At 72.3% G+C, this 15,521-nt stretch carries 14 protein-coding genes and 2 pseudogenes; 9 read left to right on the top strand and 7 right to left on the bottom strand.

Going from position 1 to position 15,521, the window contains the following annotated elements; translation table 11 throughout:
- Positions 1-35 precede the first annotated feature (35 nt).
- Both HCK04_RS33560 and HCK04_RS33565 read left to right on the top strand, forming a co-directional pair.
- Positions 36-359 carry a YciI family protein gene (locus HCK04_RS33560; RefSeq protein ID WP_142651380.1) on the top strand — a complete coding sequence of 108 codons (324 nt, stop codon included), beginning with the start codon at positions 36-38 and terminating at the stop codon, positions 357-359.
- Entirely contained in the window at positions 356-1,597 is a 1,242-nt protein-coding gene (locus HCK04_RS33565; RefSeq protein ID WP_142651381.1) for a DUF6596 domain-containing protein, read from the top strand. The genes HCK04_RS33560 and HCK04_RS33565 overlap by 4 nt, the downstream gene beginning before the upstream one ends.
- Before the next feature lie 37 nt (positions 1,598-1,634).
- On the opposite strand, the pseudogene HCK04_RS43045 reads toward HCK04_RS33565, so the two are convergent.
- Positions 1,635-1,832: pseudogene (locus tag HCK04_RS43045) on the bottom strand (hypothetical protein); the annotation flags it as partial.
- A 258-nt stretch (positions 1,833-2,090) separates the two neighbouring features.
- Here HCK04_RS43045 and HCK04_RS33575 point away from each other — a divergent pair.
- Positions 2,091-2,576 (top strand): FBP domain-containing protein, encoded by a 486-nt coding sequence (locus HCK04_RS33575; RefSeq protein ID WP_142651382.1) that lies wholly within the window; start codon positions 2,091-2,093, stop codon positions 2,574-2,576.
- A gap of 64 nt (positions 2,577-2,640) precedes the next feature.
- Here the strand turns inward: HCK04_RS33575 and HCK04_RS33580 are convergent, their stop codons facing one another.
- Positions 2,641-3,087 carry a helix-turn-helix domain-containing protein gene (locus tag HCK04_RS33580; RefSeq protein WP_142651383.1) on the bottom strand — a complete coding sequence of 149 codons (447 nt, stop codon included), beginning with the start codon at positions 3,085-3,087 and terminating at the stop codon, positions 2,641-2,643.
- A gap of 127 nt (positions 3,088-3,214) precedes the next feature.
- Between HCK04_RS33580 and HCK04_RS33585 the strand changes: the two genes are divergently transcribed.
- Positions 3,215-4,081, top strand: coding sequence for an aldo/keto reductase family oxidoreductase (locus HCK04_RS33585; RefSeq protein WP_142651384.1), 867 nt, complete (start codon positions 3,215-3,217; stop codon positions 4,079-4,081).
- Between the two features lie 25 nt (positions 4,082-4,106).
- Here the strand turns inward: HCK04_RS33585 and HCK04_RS33590 are convergent, their stop codons facing one another.
- A complete protein-coding gene (locus tag HCK04_RS33590) occupies positions 4,107-4,448 on the bottom strand; it encodes an STAS domain-containing protein (protein WP_168066490.1) in 342 nt (113 codons plus the stop codon).
- A gap of 230 nt (positions 4,449-4,678) precedes the next feature.
- Positions 4,679-5,227 carry an ATP-binding protein gene (locus HCK04_RS33595; RefSeq protein ID WP_168066493.1) on the bottom strand — a complete coding sequence of 183 codons (549 nt, stop codon included), beginning with the start codon at positions 5,225-5,227 and terminating at the stop codon, positions 4,679-4,681.
- A 420-nt stretch (positions 5,228-5,647) separates the two neighbouring features.
- On the opposite strand from HCK04_RS33595, the gene HCK04_RS33600 reads away from it, so the two are divergent.
- From HCK04_RS33600 to HCK04_RS33615, 4 genes and pseudogenes are all read left to right on the top strand, one after another.
- A complete protein-coding gene (locus HCK04_RS33600; RefSeq protein ID WP_142651387.1) occupies positions 5,648-6,478 on the top strand; it encodes an MOSC N-terminal beta barrel domain-containing protein in 831 nt (276 codons plus the stop codon).
- A 78-nt stretch (positions 6,479-6,556) separates the two neighbouring features.
- Positions 6,557-6,916 (top strand): annotated as a pseudogene (locus tag HCK04_RS33605) (VOC family protein); the annotation flags it as partial.
- A gap of 305 nt (positions 6,917-7,221) precedes the next feature.
- Entirely contained in the window at positions 7,222-8,673 is a 1,452-nt protein-coding gene (locus tag HCK04_RS33610; RefSeq protein WP_142651388.1) for an amidase, read from the top strand.
- Positions 8,674-8,752: 79 nt separating this feature from the next.
- Positions 8,753-11,296, top strand: coding sequence for a cation-transporting P-type ATPase (locus HCK04_RS33615; RefSeq protein ID WP_142651389.1), 2,544 nt, complete (start codon positions 8,753-8,755; stop codon positions 11,294-11,296).
- Positions 11,297-11,656: 360 nt separating this feature from the next.
- Here HCK04_RS33615 and HCK04_RS41530 read toward each other — a convergent pair whose 3' ends face one another.
- Both HCK04_RS41530 and HCK04_RS41535 read right to left on the bottom strand, forming a co-directional pair.
- A complete protein-coding gene (locus HCK04_RS41530) occupies positions 11,657-11,965 on the bottom strand; it encodes a hypothetical protein (protein ID WP_205831030.1) in 309 nt (102 codons plus the stop codon).
- A gap of 63 nt (positions 11,966-12,028) precedes the next feature.
- Positions 12,029-12,304, bottom strand: coding sequence for a hypothetical protein (locus HCK04_RS41535; RefSeq protein ID WP_205831031.1), 276 nt, complete (start codon positions 12,302-12,304; stop codon positions 12,029-12,031).
- A 269-nt stretch (positions 12,305-12,573) separates the two neighbouring features.
- On the opposite strand from HCK04_RS41535, the gene HCK04_RS41540 reads away from it, so the two are divergent.
- Positions 12,574-13,185, top strand: coding sequence for a cation-translocating P-type ATPase C-terminal domain-containing protein (locus HCK04_RS41540; protein ID WP_260617504.1), 612 nt, complete (start codon positions 12,574-12,576; stop codon positions 13,183-13,185).
- A 6-nt stretch (positions 13,186-13,191) separates the two neighbouring features.
- On the opposite strand, the gene HCK04_RS33625 is transcribed toward HCK04_RS41540, so the two are convergent.
- The gene (locus tag HCK04_RS33625; RefSeq protein WP_142651390.1) at positions 13,192-15,465 is read right to left on the bottom strand and encodes a heavy metal translocating P-type ATPase; all 2,274 of its coding nucleotides are present in this window, start codon (positions 15,463-15,465) and stop codon (positions 13,192-13,194) included.
- Positions 15,466-15,521: the final 56 nt, after the last annotated feature.

The raw sequence follows: 15,521 nt of genomic DNA on the forward strand, positions 1-15,521 counted from the left end.
CTCCCAGCCCCGATGCCACAGGAGATGATCTTCAGATGCGGTACCTGTTCTCCGTGATCCACGACCGCCCCGGCCTCGCCACCCCGGAGGAGGACGCCGCGATCGACGTGTTCAACGACCGGCTCCAGACCGAGGGCCACTGGGTTTTCGCCGGCGGCCTCGCCTCGCCCGGCACGGCCACCGTGGTCGACAACCGGGACGGGGCGGCGATGGTCACCGACGGGCCCTTCCTGGAGTCGAAGGAGTTCCTCGCCGGTTTCTGGATCGTCGAGGCCGCCGACCTCGACGTGGCGCTCAGGCTGGCGGCCGAGGGGTCGAAAGCCTGCAACCGGAAAGTCGAGGTGCGGCCGTTCCTGTGAACAGGATCGACGTACGCGAGGCGATCACCCAGGCCCACCGTACGGAATGGGCACGGGTGGTCGCCGCCCTGACCAGGCGCTTCAGCGACCTCGACATCGCCGAGGAGGCGGCCGCCGAGGCGTTCGCGACCGCCGTCGAGCGGTGGCCGGCCGACGGCGTGCCGCCCAACCCCGGCGCCTGGCTGACCACCACCGCCGCCCGCAAGGCCATCGACCGGATCCGCCGCGAGAGCAAACGCGACGACAAGCACAGGGAGGCGCGGATGGTCCACGACGACGACCCGCCCGAGCCGGTCGGCGTCATCGACGACGACCGGCTCCGGCTGATCTTCACCTGCTGTCACCCCGCACTGGCCATGGAGGCCCGCGTGGCGCTGACGCTGCGCATGGTCGCCGGGCTGACCATGCCCGAGATCGCCCGTGCGTTCCTGGTGGCCGAGAGCGCCATGGGGCAGCGGATCACCCGGGCGAAGGCCAAGATCAAGGCGGCGCGCATCCCCTATCGAATGCCGTCGGCGGAGGACCTCCCGGCGCGCGTCTCCGGCGTCCTCGCCGTCCTCTATCTCGTGTTCAACGAGGGCTACCTGTCCACCGGCCCCGGCGCCGATCCCGTACGGCAGGAGCTGACCGCCGAGGCGATCCGGCTCACCCGCCTGATCCGGGTGCTGCTGCCCGATGACGGTGAGGTGGCCGGGCTGCTGGCGCTGATGCTCCTGACCGAGGCCCGCCGTCCCGCCCGGGTCTCGGCCGGCGGTGACCTGGTCGCCCTCGACGAGCAGGACCGCGGGGCCTGGGATACGGCGCTGATCGCCGAGGGGCACCGGCTGGTGCGCGAGCGCCTCGCCGCTGCCGCCGCCGGGGTGGCCCCGGGCCGCTACCAGATCCTCGCGGCGATCAACGCCGTGCACACCTCCGCCCGTGACATGCGCGACACCGACTGGTCGCAGGTCCTCGCCCTCTATGACCAGCTCGTCCGCATCGATCCCTCGCCGGTCGTCGCGCTCAACCGGGCCGTCGCGGTCGCCGAGCTCGACGGCCCGGAGGTGGCGCTGGCGGCCGTCGACCGGCTTGAGGCCCGGTTGGCCGGTTATCACGCATACCACGCCACCCGTGCCGATCTGCTGCGCCGGCTGGGCCGTGGTCGTGAGGCGCGCGCGGCCTACGACACGGCCATCGGCCTGGCGGGGAACAGCGCCGAGATCGCGTCGCTGACCCGCCGCCGCGACCGGCTCCCGTGACGCATCCCGACCCATCGTGCCCGGGGTCCCGTGACGATCACGCGTCCGGGACCCGGCTCTCGGGCTTGTCGAGCAGGCGCTTGTCGAGCAGGCGCTTGTCGAGCAGGGTCTTGTCGAGCAGGGTGAGGAAGAAGTCCCGCACGTCCCCGGCGAGCAGCTCGGGCACCTCCATCGCGGCGAAGTGGCCGCCGCGCTCGAACTCCGACCAGTGCCGGATGTCGTACCGCCGCTCGGCCGGCGGGTGCGGGCGAGCCGGTCGGTCAGGTCGTCGAGGTCGGCCTGGGGGATGGCGATGCGGAACGGCTTGATCATGGTTTTCGACTCCAGGGGGGTTCGTTCGCCCAGCAAACGTTAGTGTTTTGAACGTTTCACTTTCGAACGATAACACATTCGTTAGTGGGTCGAACGATTCGCCTGGCGTGGGCTTCCTAGGGTTCCTAGGAAAAAACTTAATGGTTTGCCCCGAAATTCGGCTGCCGATAGGTTTTTGCCTATGAGGCCGATCGCCGAGCGCGAGATCCGCGCATCGTTCGTCAACTGCACAAAGGGCGAGGTCAAGCGCCTTGCCGTCCCCAGGGATCTGGACGCGCGGCCCTGGGACGACCTGGACTTCCTGGGCTGGCAGGACCCCTCCTCACCAGGTCGCGCGTACCTGGTCGCCGAGCAGGGCGACCGGCTGGTGGGGGTGGCGCTGCGCCGGGCCGCCCCGAACGCCGGACATGTACGGCGCAGCATGTGCTCGCTCTGCCTGACCACGCACACCGGTGACGGCGTGTCGCTGATGACCGCGCGCCGCGCCGGGGGCGGCGGCAACTCGGTGGGCGCCTACATCTGCACCGACCTGGCCTGCTCCCTCTATCTGCGGGGCAAGAAGGACGTCGGGCCCGGCGGGCGGATGCCGGAATCGCTCACGCTCGAAGAGAAGATCGGCAGGACCGCGGTCAACGTGAGCGAGTTCCTGCGGAAGGTGAGCGGGTGATCGCAGAAGGCGCCCGGGTGGCCGCCGCGTCCCGCGTGCGCGGCGCGACGGCCGTCGCCGGGCGTCAGTGGGTGCGGGCGTCGTACGCCGCGCGGCTGGCGAGCACGTCGTCCATGTGCGTCTCGGCCCAGGTCTTCAGGCCGCGCACCATCTCGTACAGGGAGAGACCGAGGTCGGTCAGCTCGTAGCAGACCGTGACGGGCACGGTCGGCGTCGCGGTGCGGGTGACCAGGCCGTCACGCTCCAGGGAACGCAGCGTCTGGGTGAGCATCTTCTGGCTGACGCCGGCCAGCCGGCGCGCCAGCTCCGAGTAGCGCATCGACCGGGGCTCGCCGGCGCAGCCGGCGTCCGGCTGAGGCGAGCCGCCGCCGCTGCCCAGCGCGGCCAGGATCAGCGCGACCCACTTGTCGGAGATCCGGTCGAGCAGTCTGCGGCTGGGGCACGCCGCGAGGAAGGCGTCGTATTCCGCCTTGGCCTGGGCCCTCTTCTGTGCCGCCGTCATCGTCGCCATCGGCCGCTCCTTCGATCCGGGGTGCCTTACGCACTCTGAAGTGCCTACTTCCTCTCGGTAAGTTGCACCCTAATACTGATGCAGCGAACCGACAGGCACCACCTAGCACGATACGAAGGACAGAGGCATGAGCACGCTCCCGATCCCCGGCGGCACCTGGACCCTGGGCGACCTGACCGTCACCCGGTTCGGCTACGGCGCCATGCAGCTCGCCGGCCCCGGGGTCATGGGCCCGCCCGCCGACCGCGACGGCGCCCTCGCCGTCCTCCGCGAGGCCGTCGAGCTCGGGATCACCCACATCGACACCGCCGCCGCCTACGGACCGCGCGTCACCAACCAGCTGATCCGCGAGGCGCTGCACCCCTATCCGGAATCGCTGCACATCGCGACCAAGGTCGGCGCGACCCGCGACGAGCACGGCGGCTGGCCCCCGGCCCGGCGGCCCGACGACCTGCGCCGCGCCGTACACGAGAACCTCGAAACCCTCGGCCTCGATGTGCTCGACCTGGTCAACCTCCGGCTCGGCGACGCCCGGGGACCCCGGCCCGGCTCGCTCGCCGAGCCCTTCGAGACGCTCGCCGAGCTCCAGAGGCAGGGCCTGATCCGCCACCTCGGAGTCAGCAACGCGACGGCCGAGCAGGTCGCCGAGGCGCGGACGATCGCGCCGATCGTCTGCGTGCAGAACATGTACAACCTCGCCCACCGGCACGACGACGAGCTGATCGACGAGCTCGCCGGCGAGGGCATCGCCTACGTGCCCTTCTTCCCGCTCGGCGGCTTCAGCCCCCTGCAGTCCTCGGCGCTGTCGGCGGTGGCCGGCGGACTGGGCGCGACGCCGATGTCGGTCGCCCTGGCCTGGCTGCTCCAGCGGTCGCCGAACATCCTGCTGATCGCCGGCACCTCGTCGGTGACGCACCTGCGCGAGAACGTCGCGGGCGCCGGGCTCTCGCTCTCCGACGAGGACGTCGCCGAGCTGGACAAGATCGGCCGTTAGCGGCGCAGCCGCTCGGGAGCGGGGATCAGCACTCGGCCGTGGCCCGCTCCACGGTGTCGAACTGGACGAGCGCGCGTTCGAGACCGGTCAGGTTCAGCACCCGCGCCAGCATCCCGCGCGACTGGGCCAGCACCAGGCGGCCGCCGTCCGCGGCGCACCGGTCCTGCAGGCGCAGCATCGTCCGCAGGCCGTACGAGTCGCAGAAGGTGAGACTCCCCACGTCGAGGATCACCTTCCGGTGGCCCGCCTCGTATTCCCGCGTGAACACGTCGTCCAGGTATGGGGCGGTGGCCATGTCGAGCTCCCCGTTGAGAGCGAACACCGCGTGGGGCGGCTTGTAACCGACGTCGATATGTAGCCTTCCCATCTCGTCCTTCCCGATCATGTCAACATGACCGCTCCAGTCGGGGGGTGGCCCTGTGCCCGGATCCAGTCCTGTGCTCGCACCCGGCCCTGCTCGGCCGGTCGCGCCGTTCCTCTTTCGGGACAGGTGCGACGGCCCGCTCAGGCCCCGGCGGTAGGGCTGAGGCCGGCACATCGCGCTCTCCGCCGTCACGGCGGCTCGCACCTGTCCTCCTGCCGGGAGCGCACCGGCCGTCAGCGGCCGGCATAGGACGGCAGCTCGAACCACATGATCTTGCCGCTGCGGGTGCGGTCGGTGCCCCAGCAGCAGGCAAGCGAGTCCAATATGTACAGTCCTCTGCCGCTCTCGTCGTCCGGGGCGGGCCAGCGCATCCTGGGGATCCCCTCGTTGCAGTCCTCGACCTCGCAGCGCAACAGCCCGTTCACCGTCGAGATCCTCAGGGTGAGATCGTCGCAGCACGTGTGACGCAGCACGTTCGCGACCAGCTCGCTCACCAGGAGCTCCGCCTCGTCGGACACATGTTCCATGCCCCAGGCGCTCAGCTGCTTGCGGATCAGGCGGCGGGCCCGGCCGCACGATGCCGGCCGTGCGGGCAACCGCCACGACGCCTCCTCGAGGTCGGCGCCGTCCACGAGCTGTATCGCCAGGTCGCCGACCCGGCGCCACAGCGTCTCCCAGCGGTCACGCATGGAAGAGTGACGGCGCCCCAGGCCGCCGCCCGGTTCGCGGCCGTACGACGCCGGCATCGGCCCGCTGCCGAGAGGAGAGTAGATCACGCTCACGCTGCACACCCCGCTGCCTTGTGGGTGGGGATGCTCTGTCCGTTGGCCCAAGGCCCGCCGCCGTCGCCCGGCGTGTCCCATCCCTGCCGGAGGCCGGGCACGATCACGCGGGCCTCGTCGCGGTCGGGAACGGCCGCCGGCAGGCACGGCGTGTGGTGCCGGCACATGATGGATTCCCCCTCGCTGTCACGCGGTCTTCAAGAGACTCCCAGACTGCCTGCGCAGGTCGTGGGGTTGGCAGGGGGAAAACACCCATACGGATACGTCTTCCCGACATGTTCGCAAAACGGGCGCCCGGTCGGGGTAGAGCGGGGGTAAAACCGCACCCCCGTCGTGCCGGGTGGCCTTCGGCCCATCGGCAGGGGAAGCGGCCGAATTTCGTGGCTATCGAGAAGTGATCCTCGGAAGTACGCTGACGGTGTGGAGCTGGCCGAGATCCGTAGATATCCGGTTAAGTCGGTTTCTGGGTGGATTGTTGATTCGGCGATCGTGGAGCCGTGGGGGCTGGCGGGGGACCGCCGGTGGGCCGTGGTGGACGAATCGGGCAACCTGCACTGGGTCGGGGAGAACCCGCGGATGCTCTCCGTCGTGGCGACCCCCACCGCCGAGGGCGGCCTCCTTCTCGAGGCTCCCGGCATGCCGGAGCTGAAGGTCCCTCCGGCCACCGGTGAACGCGTCCCCGTCCACTTCGTGGAGGTGGACACGGTGGTCCTCGCCCATCAGGAGGCCCATGACTGGTTCACCCGCCTGCTGGGCAAGCCCGCGCGCCTCGTCTGGCTCGACGATCCCCGCCGCTGCGCCGTACCGGCCTCCCACGGCGGCCTGCCGGGCGACGTCGTCAGCTTCGCCGGGGACGCCCCCTTCCTGCTGACCTCCCGTTCCTCCCTCCGTCAGCTCGACGACTGGATCGCCGAGGGCGCCCTGGAACGTCAGGAGGAGGCGCCCGCCCCTCTCGACATGGCCCGCTTCCGCCCCAGCCTCGTCGTGGACGGCTTTCCGCCCTATGTCGAGGACACCTGGCGCGAGATCCGCATCGGCGCCCTCCGCTTCCGCATGTCCGAGCTCTGCGACCGCTGCGCCGTGCCCACCTACGACCCCACCACCTTGGAGAAGGGCAAGGAACCTATCCGTACGCTGGCCCGTCATCGCCGCTGGGACGGCAAGACCTGGTTCGGTGTCCGCTTCATCCCTCGCGACTATGGCGAGATCAAGGTCGGCGACCCGGTGACCGTCCTCGCCACCCAGCCCTGACCCGGCCTCCGCTATCAGCCGTTGAGCCGAATACGTACGGATCATTCCGGCATATCGGCCTGCCCTAGGGTGGGCGGCATGCCGCTACGACTCGTACAGGTGAACTTCAAGGCCCGGGACGACGCGGCGCTCGGCCGGTTCTGGGCGGACGCGCTCGGCTGGGGTGTCTCCAGTGAGGGGCCCGGGGTGACCAACGTCGAACCCCTGAACTTCACCTGGCCGGACCCTGCCGCCGTGTGCGTCGACGTCGTCGCCGTGCCGGACCCCGAGGCGGTGAGATATCGCGTGCACCTGGATCTCGCCACCACCTCCGCGGCCCATCAGGCGGAGCTGGTCGCGCGGTTGCAGGAGCTCGGGGCGACGCCCGCCGACGTGGGGCAGGGCGACGTGCCGTGGACGGTGCTGGCCGACCCCGAGGGCAACGAGTTCTGCGTCCTCCGCCCGGCCGCCCTCGGCGGCAATTGAGCGTTTGACAATTCTCGCTCGCCATGGCCATCGGCCGAATGAATAGCCGGCAGCCTGATCCGCACGACGAGAAGTGAGATGTCCATCTCGTTGCGCCGAAGCGGAATTCATGCCCTTGCCCTGCCCTTGCCAATGGAGCCGATCTGCCGATAGCCCCGCCGACCTGGGGCGAAGCGTCTTCGGCGGCATAACGAGCGCATGGCCGTTTCGTTTTCTCCGGTGAATGCGGGCGACCATGCGGAGGCGAACGTTTACGGCAGGCGATTAGAGTCGCGTTCATGGAATGGAGTTATCTATCGGCCGAAGACCTCGCGGCCGCATTGCGTGCCGGTGACGTGAGCTCGGTGGAACTGACCGACGAGGCGATCGCCCGCATCGAGCGGGACGACAAGGCGATCAACGCCGTCTGCGTGCCGGACTTCGACCGTGCGCGGGCCGCCGCGCGCGACGCCGACCGGGCCCGCGCACGTGGGGAGGACCGGCCGCTGCTCGGCATCCCGGTGACGGTCAAAGAATCGTTCGACATCGCCGGGCTGCCCACGACCTGGGGCATGCCGCAGCACCGGGACTTCGTGCCGGCCGAGGACGCGGTGCAGGTATCGCGGCTCAAGGCCGCGGGCGCGGTGGTGCTCGGCAAGACCAACGTGCCGCTGGGGCTGCAGGACATCCAGACCTTCAACGAGATCTACGGCACCACTGCCAACCCGTGGGATCCCGGTCGCACGCCGGGCGGATCCTCCGGCGGGTCGGCGGCGGCCCTGGCGTGCGGGTTCGGGGCGCTGTCCATCGGCTCCGACCTCGCCGGCTCGCTGCGCACCCCCGCGCACTTCTGCGGCGTCTACGCGCACAAGCCGACGCTCGGGCTGGCGGCCATCCGCGGCATGGTCCCGCCGGGCGAGCCGGCCTGGCCGGTCGATCTCGACCTGGCCGTCGTCGGTCCGATGGCGCGCACGGCCCGCGACCTGACGCTCCTGCTCGACGTCATGGCGGGGCCCGACCCGCTGACGTACGGCGTGGCGCACCGTCTGGCGCTGCCGCCCGCCCGCCACGAGCGGCTCGGGGATTTCCGGGTCCTGGTCATCGACGAGCATCCGCTGCTTCCGACCGGGGCCGCCGTGCGGTCGGGCGTGGAGCGGGTGGCCGCCGCGCTGGCCGACGGCGGCGCCCGCGTCGAACGGCACAGCCCGCTGCTGCCCGATCTGGCCGAAGCCGCGACGCTCTACATGCAGCTGCTGGTCTCGGGCACCGTCGCGCGTTTTCCCCTCGAATCGCTCGACCAGCTGCGGGCCCGCGCCGACGAGCTGAGCCCGGACGACGGGAGTCTCAGCGCCGTACGGTTGCGCGCCATGCTGTTCAGCCACCGCGAATGGCTGGAGACGAACCACCGCCGCGAGGTCCACCGCCACGGCTGGCGGCGGCTGTTCGCCGAGTTCGACGTCGTGGTGTGCCCGATCACGCCGACGCCCGCGTTCCCGCACGACCACCACCCCAATCCGCTGGAACGGCTCATCGACATCGACGGCGTCGAACACCCGTACTTCGACCAGCTCGTCTGGGCCGGCCTGGCCACCATGCCCGGCCTGCCCGCCACCGCCGTACCGGCCGGCCGGTCGCCCGAGGGCCTGCCGGTGGGAGTGCAGCTCATCGGCCCGATGTTCGAAGACCGCACCCCGCTGCGGCTGGCCGAACTGCTCGAACAGCGGATCGGCGGCTTCCAGCCACCGGCATGAAAGGCCGGGGCCGAAGGTCCTCCGGGCCGGTGGCTTTCGCCCGGAGCCGCCGCCGCGGCCCGGATGATCTGCTGGGGGCATGGAACCCGCTGTGCGGACCCTGTCCGGGCTGACCGAGGAAGAGGCCGCGCGCCGCCTGGCCGAGCACGGACCCAACGAGATCCCCCAGCCGAAGCCGCCCAACCTGCTCGTGCGGGCCGCCCGCCAGCTCGCGGACCCCATGTCCGTCCTGCTGCTCGTCGCCGGGCTGGTCACGCTCCTCGTGCTCGGCGAGGTGCCCGAGGGCGCGGCGATCCTGGCCATCCTCCTGGTGAACGTCGTGATCGGGGTCGCCCAGGAGACCAAGGCCGACAAGGCCGTGCGGGCCCTGCACACCCTCACCGCGCCGATGGCGACCGTCGTACGCGGCGACGTCGCACGCCGGATCCCGGCGGCCGAGGTCGTGCCGGGCGACATCGTCACCGTCGCGGCCGGGGACAGGGTCCCCGCCGACGCCCGGCTGGTCGAAACCAGCGCGCTCGCGGTGGACGAGGCGCTGCTGACGGGGGAGTCGCTGTCGGCCGACAAGCGCGCGGGCGGCGCGGCGGGCCCGCACGTGCCGCTGGGCGACCGCACCGGCGAGATCTTCTCCGGCACGCTCGTCGTGCGCGGCTCGGGCACGGCCGAGGTGCTGCGTACGGGATCCGGCACCGAGGTGGGGCGCATCGCCACCGCCCTCGGCGGCGGGGGCAAGGGGCCGCTGGAGATCGAGCTCGGCCAGGTGTCGCGGCGCATCGGCCTGCTGGCGGTCGCGGCGGGAACGCTCATGGTCCTCATCGGGCTGACCCGGGTGAGCCGTGGCGAGGCCACCCTGATCGACATCATCCTGGCCGGGGTGGCGCTGGCCATCGCCGCGGTGCCCGAGAGCATGGCCGCCGCCGTCACCACCGCGCTCGCCATGGCCGCGCAGCGGATGGCCCGCCTCGGAGTGATCGTACGCAGGCTGCCGGCGATGGAGGCCCTGGGCGCCACCACCGTCATCGCCACCGACAAGACCGGCACGCTCACCACCGGCCACCTGACCGTCGCCGACCACATCGCCGTTCCGGGCGCCGATCTGTGGCGGGCCGCGCTGCGCTGCAACGACGCCCGCGACGGGGTGGGCGACGCGGTCGACGTGGCGCTGGCCGAGGCCGCCGCCCGGCACGGCGTACGGCTCCCGCCCGCGGAGACCAGGCTCGACGCGCGGCCCTTCGACGCCGAGACCCGGTCGATGGCCGTGGTCACCGCGCTGGACGGCGGGCCGCCGCTGCTGACGGTCAAGGGGGCGCCGGAGGTGGTGCTGGCCCGCTGCGCGCCCGGGGGGCAGACCGATCGGCTGGCGGAGGCCGTGCCGGAGCTGGCCCGGCGGGGGCTGCGGGTGCTCGCGCTGGCGGAGGGACGCACGGGCGACCTCGACGCCACCGGGCTGCGCCCGGTCGGCCTGGTCGCGCTCCAGGACGAGATCCGGGCCTCGGCCCGCCAGGCCGTGGCCGACTGCCGGGGCGCCGGCATCCGGGTCGTGATGGTGACCGGCGACCACGCGGAGACCGCCCGCGCCGTCGCCAGGGAGGTCGGGATCGACCCCGAGCCGCTCGTCACCGGCGCGGCGATCGAGGGGGACGGCGGCCGGGCGCGGCTGCCCGAGGCCGCCGTCGTGGCGCGGGTGGACCCGGAGGTCAAGCTCGACCTCGTGCGGGCCCTGAAGGAACGCGGCGATGTGGTGGCGATGACCGGCGACGGCGTGAACGACGCCCCGGCGCTGCGCCACGCGGACGTCGGCGTGGCCATGGCCGGAGAGGAGGGCACGGACGTCGCCCGCGAGGCCGCCGCCGTCGTGGTGACCAACGGCGAGCTCGGCACGATCGTGACCGGCGTGCGGGAGGGCCGCCGCCTGCGCCACAACGTCGCCTCGATGATCGGCTACCTGCTCGCCGGCAACCTCGCGGAGATCCTCATCGTCCTGACCGGCCTGCTCGTCTGGCCCGACCTGGTCGTGCCGCTGCTGCCGGTGCACCTGCTGTGGATCAACCTGGTCCTGGACGGCATCCCGGCGATCGCGCTGGGTGTGGACCGGCCTGCGGGCGACCCGCTCGCCCTGCGCCCGCGCGGCGACGGGCTGCTGTCGTGGCGGGTGCTGCGCCGCATCCTCGTGCGCTCGGTGGTCGTCGCGGTGCTGGTGTTCGCCATCGTGGAGACGGCCAGGCGGCTCGGCTGGAGCGACGAGCAGGTGCGCACCCAGGCCGTGCTCGCCCTGGTCTTCGCCCGCCTGACCCTCGCGTACGTGGTCAGGGCGCGGCGGCGGACGTTCGAGCGGGGCTGGTGGCACGGCCGGGCGGTGGCGGCGGCCGTGTCGGCCACGCTGCTCCTGCAGGTCCTTGTGACGGCGGTGCCGGTGCTCGGGGCTCCGCTGGCCCTGGTGCCGCTGCCGCCGCTCGGCTGGGCGATGGCCGTGGCCGCGGCCGTGCTCACCGTGCTGCTGTGCGACGCCCTGCGCACGGACGGGATGCGCCGCGGCGAAGCACGAGATCGCGGTCGCCGCCGAAGAGTCACCGCGGAGCCCGGCGGGAGCGGGGACGGGCAGCACGAACCAGGTCGAATCTGAGGGTGGTTTGCCGATGTCGGACACCGAAGGCCGACCGTCGGACCCACGGGAACCCGTCGTCCGGCTGTTCCGTGACCTGCGGACGCGCCCCAGTGGGCTGTCCTCCAGAGAAGCGGCACGTCGCCTTATGGTGTACGGGCCGAACCAGCTGGTCAGGAAGGCGCGGGGGAACCGGGCGAAAGAGCTCGGCCGCCAGTTCACCCATCCGCTGGCGTTGCTGCTGTGGGCGGCCGCGGGTCTGGCGATGGTGGCGCACACGGCTCCGCTCGCCATCGCGATCATCTCGGTGATCGTCCTGAACGCGCTCCTGGCCTTCGCGCAGGAGCAGCAGGCCGAGCACGCCGTTGAGACACTGGCCCGCTACCTGCCGGCCAAGGCCAAGGTCGTCAGGGACGGCCGGCTCCAGGTGATCGACGCCATCGGGCTCGTGCCGGGTGATGTGCTGGTCGTCGAGGAGGGTGACCGGGTGTCGGCCGACGCCCGGATGCTCGACGGCGCGGTGGAGATCGACCTGTCGACGCTGACCGGCGAATCGTTGACCGCGTACAGGTCCGCCGACTTCGACGATCGCACCGGACCGCTGCTCCAGGCGCGAGACCTGCTGTTCAGCGGCACGACATGCACGGGAGGGCAGGCCCGGGCGCTGGTGTACGCCACCGGCATGCACACGGAGCTGGGCAGGATAGCCGCGCTCTCCCAGCGCGTCGGCAGGGACGAGTCGCCGCTGGAACTTCAGGTCAAACGGGTCGCCTGGTTGATCGCGATCGTCGCGGTCACGGCCGGCGCGGTCGTCATGCCCGTCGCCGCCCTGGTGGCACGCCTCCCGCTGGCCGACGCGTTCAACTTCGCCGTCGGCCTGCTGGTCGCGAACGTCCCCGAGGGACTGCTGCCCACCATCACCCTCGCCCTGGCCGTCGGGGTCAGGGCGCTGGCCCGCGGTGGTGCGGTGGTCAAGCGGCTGAGCGCCGTGGAGACTCTCGGCTCCACCACCGTGATCTGCACGGACAAGACCGGTACCCTCACGCTCAACCGGATGAGCGTGACCGACGTCTGGACCAGCGCCGGCCCGATCCGGAACACCGGCGGAAAGTGGGCCGGTGTGTCGTCTTCGCCGCCGCTGAGAGCGCTGGCAGAGGCGGCCGCCCGCTGCAACAACGCCGCTCTCGAACCGGCCGAGACGGGGGACCCGACCGAGATCGCCCTGCTCCGGATGAGCGTCTCACTCGGGGGGAGCGACCACGACGGCGAGCGGCGGCGGCAGTTCCACTTCGATCCCGCTGCCGCTCACCGTGCTCCAGCTCCTCGCGATCGACCTGGGCACCGAAACCCTGCCCGCGATCGCCCTGGGCCGCGAACCCGCCGAACCCGGCCTGATGAACCGCCCGCCCCGGCGCCGATCCGAGGGGGTGATCCAGGGCGCCATGCTGGACCGTGCCTGGGGCGTGCTCGGCGGAGTGTCGGCGGCTCTGGTGCTCGGAGCCTTCTTCGGCACGCTCCTGCTGGGCCGCTGGCATCCGGGCGCGGCCACGGGACCCGGCTCGGCGCTGCACCACACCTGGCAGCAGGCCACCACCATGACCTTCCTGGGCATCGTGGTCTGCCAGATCGGCACCGCCTTCGCCGCACGCACCCACACGGCGTCCCTGCGGGCCATCGGCGTGACCAGCAACCGGCTGCTGCTGTGGGGGATCGCGTTCGAGATCGTCTTCGCCGCCGTGATCGTCCTCGTGCCGCCGTTCCGCGCCGTTTTCGGCACGGCGCCGCCCGAGCCGGCGCAGCTCGTGCTCCTCGTGCCCTTCCCCTTCGTCGTGTGGGGTGTCGACGAGATGTGGCGATGGAGACGCCGTCGCGCACGCACCCGGTCACGCACCACCCTGCCTGGCGGTTAGGCGCCATCACGGAGAGCTGGAGGCGAGGGAGAAATAGGCCTCCTCCTCCTGAGCGAAGTGAAGGGTCAGCACGGCGTACAGGCCGTACAGGCAGGCCCGCAGGTCGTCGAGTTGTTCCGGGCGCGGACCGTCGTCGGCGGCGAGGCCGAGGTGACGGCCCAACCGGCGGACGAGCTTGTCGATCTCGGCGTGGGCCCTGCTCATGGTGACCGTTGCCTCCGGGTCGCGCAGGAGCCGCGTCATGGCCGGATACAGCCGCGCCTCCTCGTCGTGCTCGTGCGGCAGGAGATCGCAAGTCAGGAACGCGTGGACGTCACGGAGGTCCGCCAGCGCTTCGCGGGGGTCGCGACGGCCCAGGCGGTCGGCCACGTCACGGATGCGTTCGAGCGACCGGCGCAGATCGGCGTGTTCTCGCTCGAAACGGCGCAGCAACTCGGATGTCGGCCGGTCAAGGGGCAGCCGGGTCCCCCGGATCGGGCGCAGCGCGCGAAGGGCGTTGAGGATCACCGTGACGTCGATGGCCTCCTGAAGCACGGCGCCGGCGCTGGGCGGCAGCGCGCCCGCCGCGGCGACGGCCATGGCGAGCAGGGACAGCGCCATTCCGGCCCCCGCGCTCTGGACGGCGATCCGCCGCGTGCGGCGTGCCACGTCCATCGCGTCCGCGAGCCGGTCGAGCCGGTCGGCGGTCAGCACCACGTCGGCCACCTGAGCGGAGGCGGCCGCGCCGCGGGCTCCCATCGCCACACCGATGTCGGCCGCGGCCAGCGCCGGCGCGTCGTTGATCCCGTCGCCCACCATCATGGTCGTCGCCCGCCGCGCCTCTTCCCGCACCCGCTCGACCTTGGCCGCCGGGGTCTGCTCGGCCAGCACGCGGTCGATTCCCAGCACGCCGGCGACGGTCTCGGCCACTTCCGCCCGGTCGCCGGTGAGCATCACGATCCGCTCGATGCCGGCGGCCCGCAGCCGCCGCAGCGTGCGGCCCGCATCCCCGCGGACCGCGTCACGCAGCAGGATCACGCCGCTCACCTGACCGTCCACCGTGATCCAGACGGTCATGGCGCCGTCGAGGGCGGCGCGTGCGCGCTGGGCGTCCTCCCAGGGAGAGGACCTCGCGCCCGTGGCCTTGCCCACGCTGACGCGGCGCCCCTCGACCAGCGCCGACGTGCCCGTGCCCGGCACCTCGGACACGTCCTCGGGGGCGGGCAGGGCCAGCCGCCGCCCGCGCGCCGCGCGCACGATCGCGGCGGCCAGCACGTGAGAGGACATCTGGTCGACCGCGGCAGCCAGCCGCAGGACCTCGTCCGGGTTTCCGCCGGGGGCGGCCACCACGTCCATCACCTGCGGGCGGCCCTCGGTGAGCGTGCCGGTCTTGTCGAGGACGAGTGTCCGCGCCCTGCCCAGGGTCTCCAGCGCGCCACCGCCCTTCACCAGGACCCCTCGCCGGGCGGTGCGAGACAGGCCGGAGGCGATGGCCGCGGGAGCGGCCAGCAGCAACGGGCAGGGGGTCGCCACGACGAGCACGGCCACCGCCCGCACCGGCTCGCCCGACATCAGCCACGCGCCTCCGGCCGGCAGGAGCGTGGCCGGCAGGAACCAGGCGGCGAACCGGTCCGCGAGCCGGACGACCGGGGCGGAGCCCGCCTCCGTCTCCTGGGCCAGCCGCACCACACCCGCGTAGGCGCTGTCGCCGGCCGTCGCCGTGGCACGCATGTCGAACGGCTGCCCGGCGTTGACCACTCCGCCGGCGACGCTTTCGCCCACCCGGTGCTCGACCGGCAGCGACTCGCCGGTGAGCGCGGACTCGTCCAGCAGCGCGGTGCCGGACTCGACGACGCCGTCGACCGGCACCAGCTCGCCGCCGGGCACCAGCAGCCGATCCCCCCGGCGCACCTCCTCCGCTGCGATCAGGCGGGGGACGCCCTCCTCGTAGCGCCGAGCGGACCGCGGCGCCCGCTCGTACAGGGCGGTCAGATCGCGGCGTGCCCGGCGCAGGGCGTAGTCCTCCAGGACCCTGCCGCCCGTCAGCATCACGGCGATCAGCACTCCTGCGAGGAACTCGCGTACGGCGAGCGCACCGGCGAGGGCGAGCACCGCGATCGCGTCGACGCCGAGGCGGCCGGCGCGCAGGGAGGAGGCCACCCACCAGACGGCGGGGCCGAGCGCCAGGACGGTGCCGGCCGCCCAGAGCGCGTCACCGGCGGGGCCGGCTCCGAGAAGGTGGAGCACACCTCCGGCGATCAGGGCGCCGAGCGTGCCTGCCAGCAGGGCGATCCGCTTCATCTGGTCAGACTCCCCCGAAACGGATGCCCGGAGGTAGGGTCGCTGTTCCCTGGGAC

This window comes from Microbispora sp. CL1-1 (assembly GCF_012034195.1).
In the GTDB taxonomy this organism is placed as follows: Bacteria; Actinomycetota; Actinomycetes; order Streptosporangiales; family Streptosporangiaceae; genus Microbispora.

What these genes read in the sequence shown, in the direction of transcription:
- HCK04_RS33560 (WP_142651380.1), top strand. Translation starts at nt 36, where the DNA reads ATGCGGTACCTGTTCTCCGTGATCCACGACCGCCCCGGCCTCGCCACC.
- HCK04_RS33585 (WP_142651384.1), top strand. Translation starts at nt 3,215, where the DNA reads ATGAGCACGCTCCCGATCCCCGGCGGCACCTGGACCCTGGGCGACCTG.
- HCK04_RS33575 (WP_142651382.1), top strand. Translation starts at nt 2,091, where the DNA reads ATGAGGCCGATCGCCGAGCGCGAGATCCGCGCATCGTTCGTCAACTGC.
- HCK04_RS33610 (WP_142651388.1), top strand. Translation starts at nt 7,222, where the DNA reads ATGGAATGGAGTTATCTATCGGCCGAAGACCTCGCGGCCGCATTGCGT.
- HCK04_RS33580 (WP_142651383.1), bottom strand. Translation starts at nt 3,087, where the DNA reads ATGGCGACGATGACGGCGGCACAGAAGAGGGCCCAGGCCAAGGCGGAA.
- HCK04_RS33625 (WP_142651390.1), bottom strand. Translation starts at nt 15,465, where the DNA reads ATGAAGCGGATCGCCCTGCTGGCAGGCACGCTCGGCGCCCTGATCGCC.
- HCK04_RS33615 (WP_142651389.1), top strand. Translation starts at nt 8,753, where the DNA reads ATGGAACCCGCTGTGCGGACCCTGTCCGGGCTGACCGAGGAAGAGGCC.
- HCK04_RS33590 (WP_168066490.1), bottom strand. Translation starts at nt 4,448, where the DNA reads ATGGGAAGGCTACATATCGACGTCGGTTACAAGCCGCCCCACGCGGTG.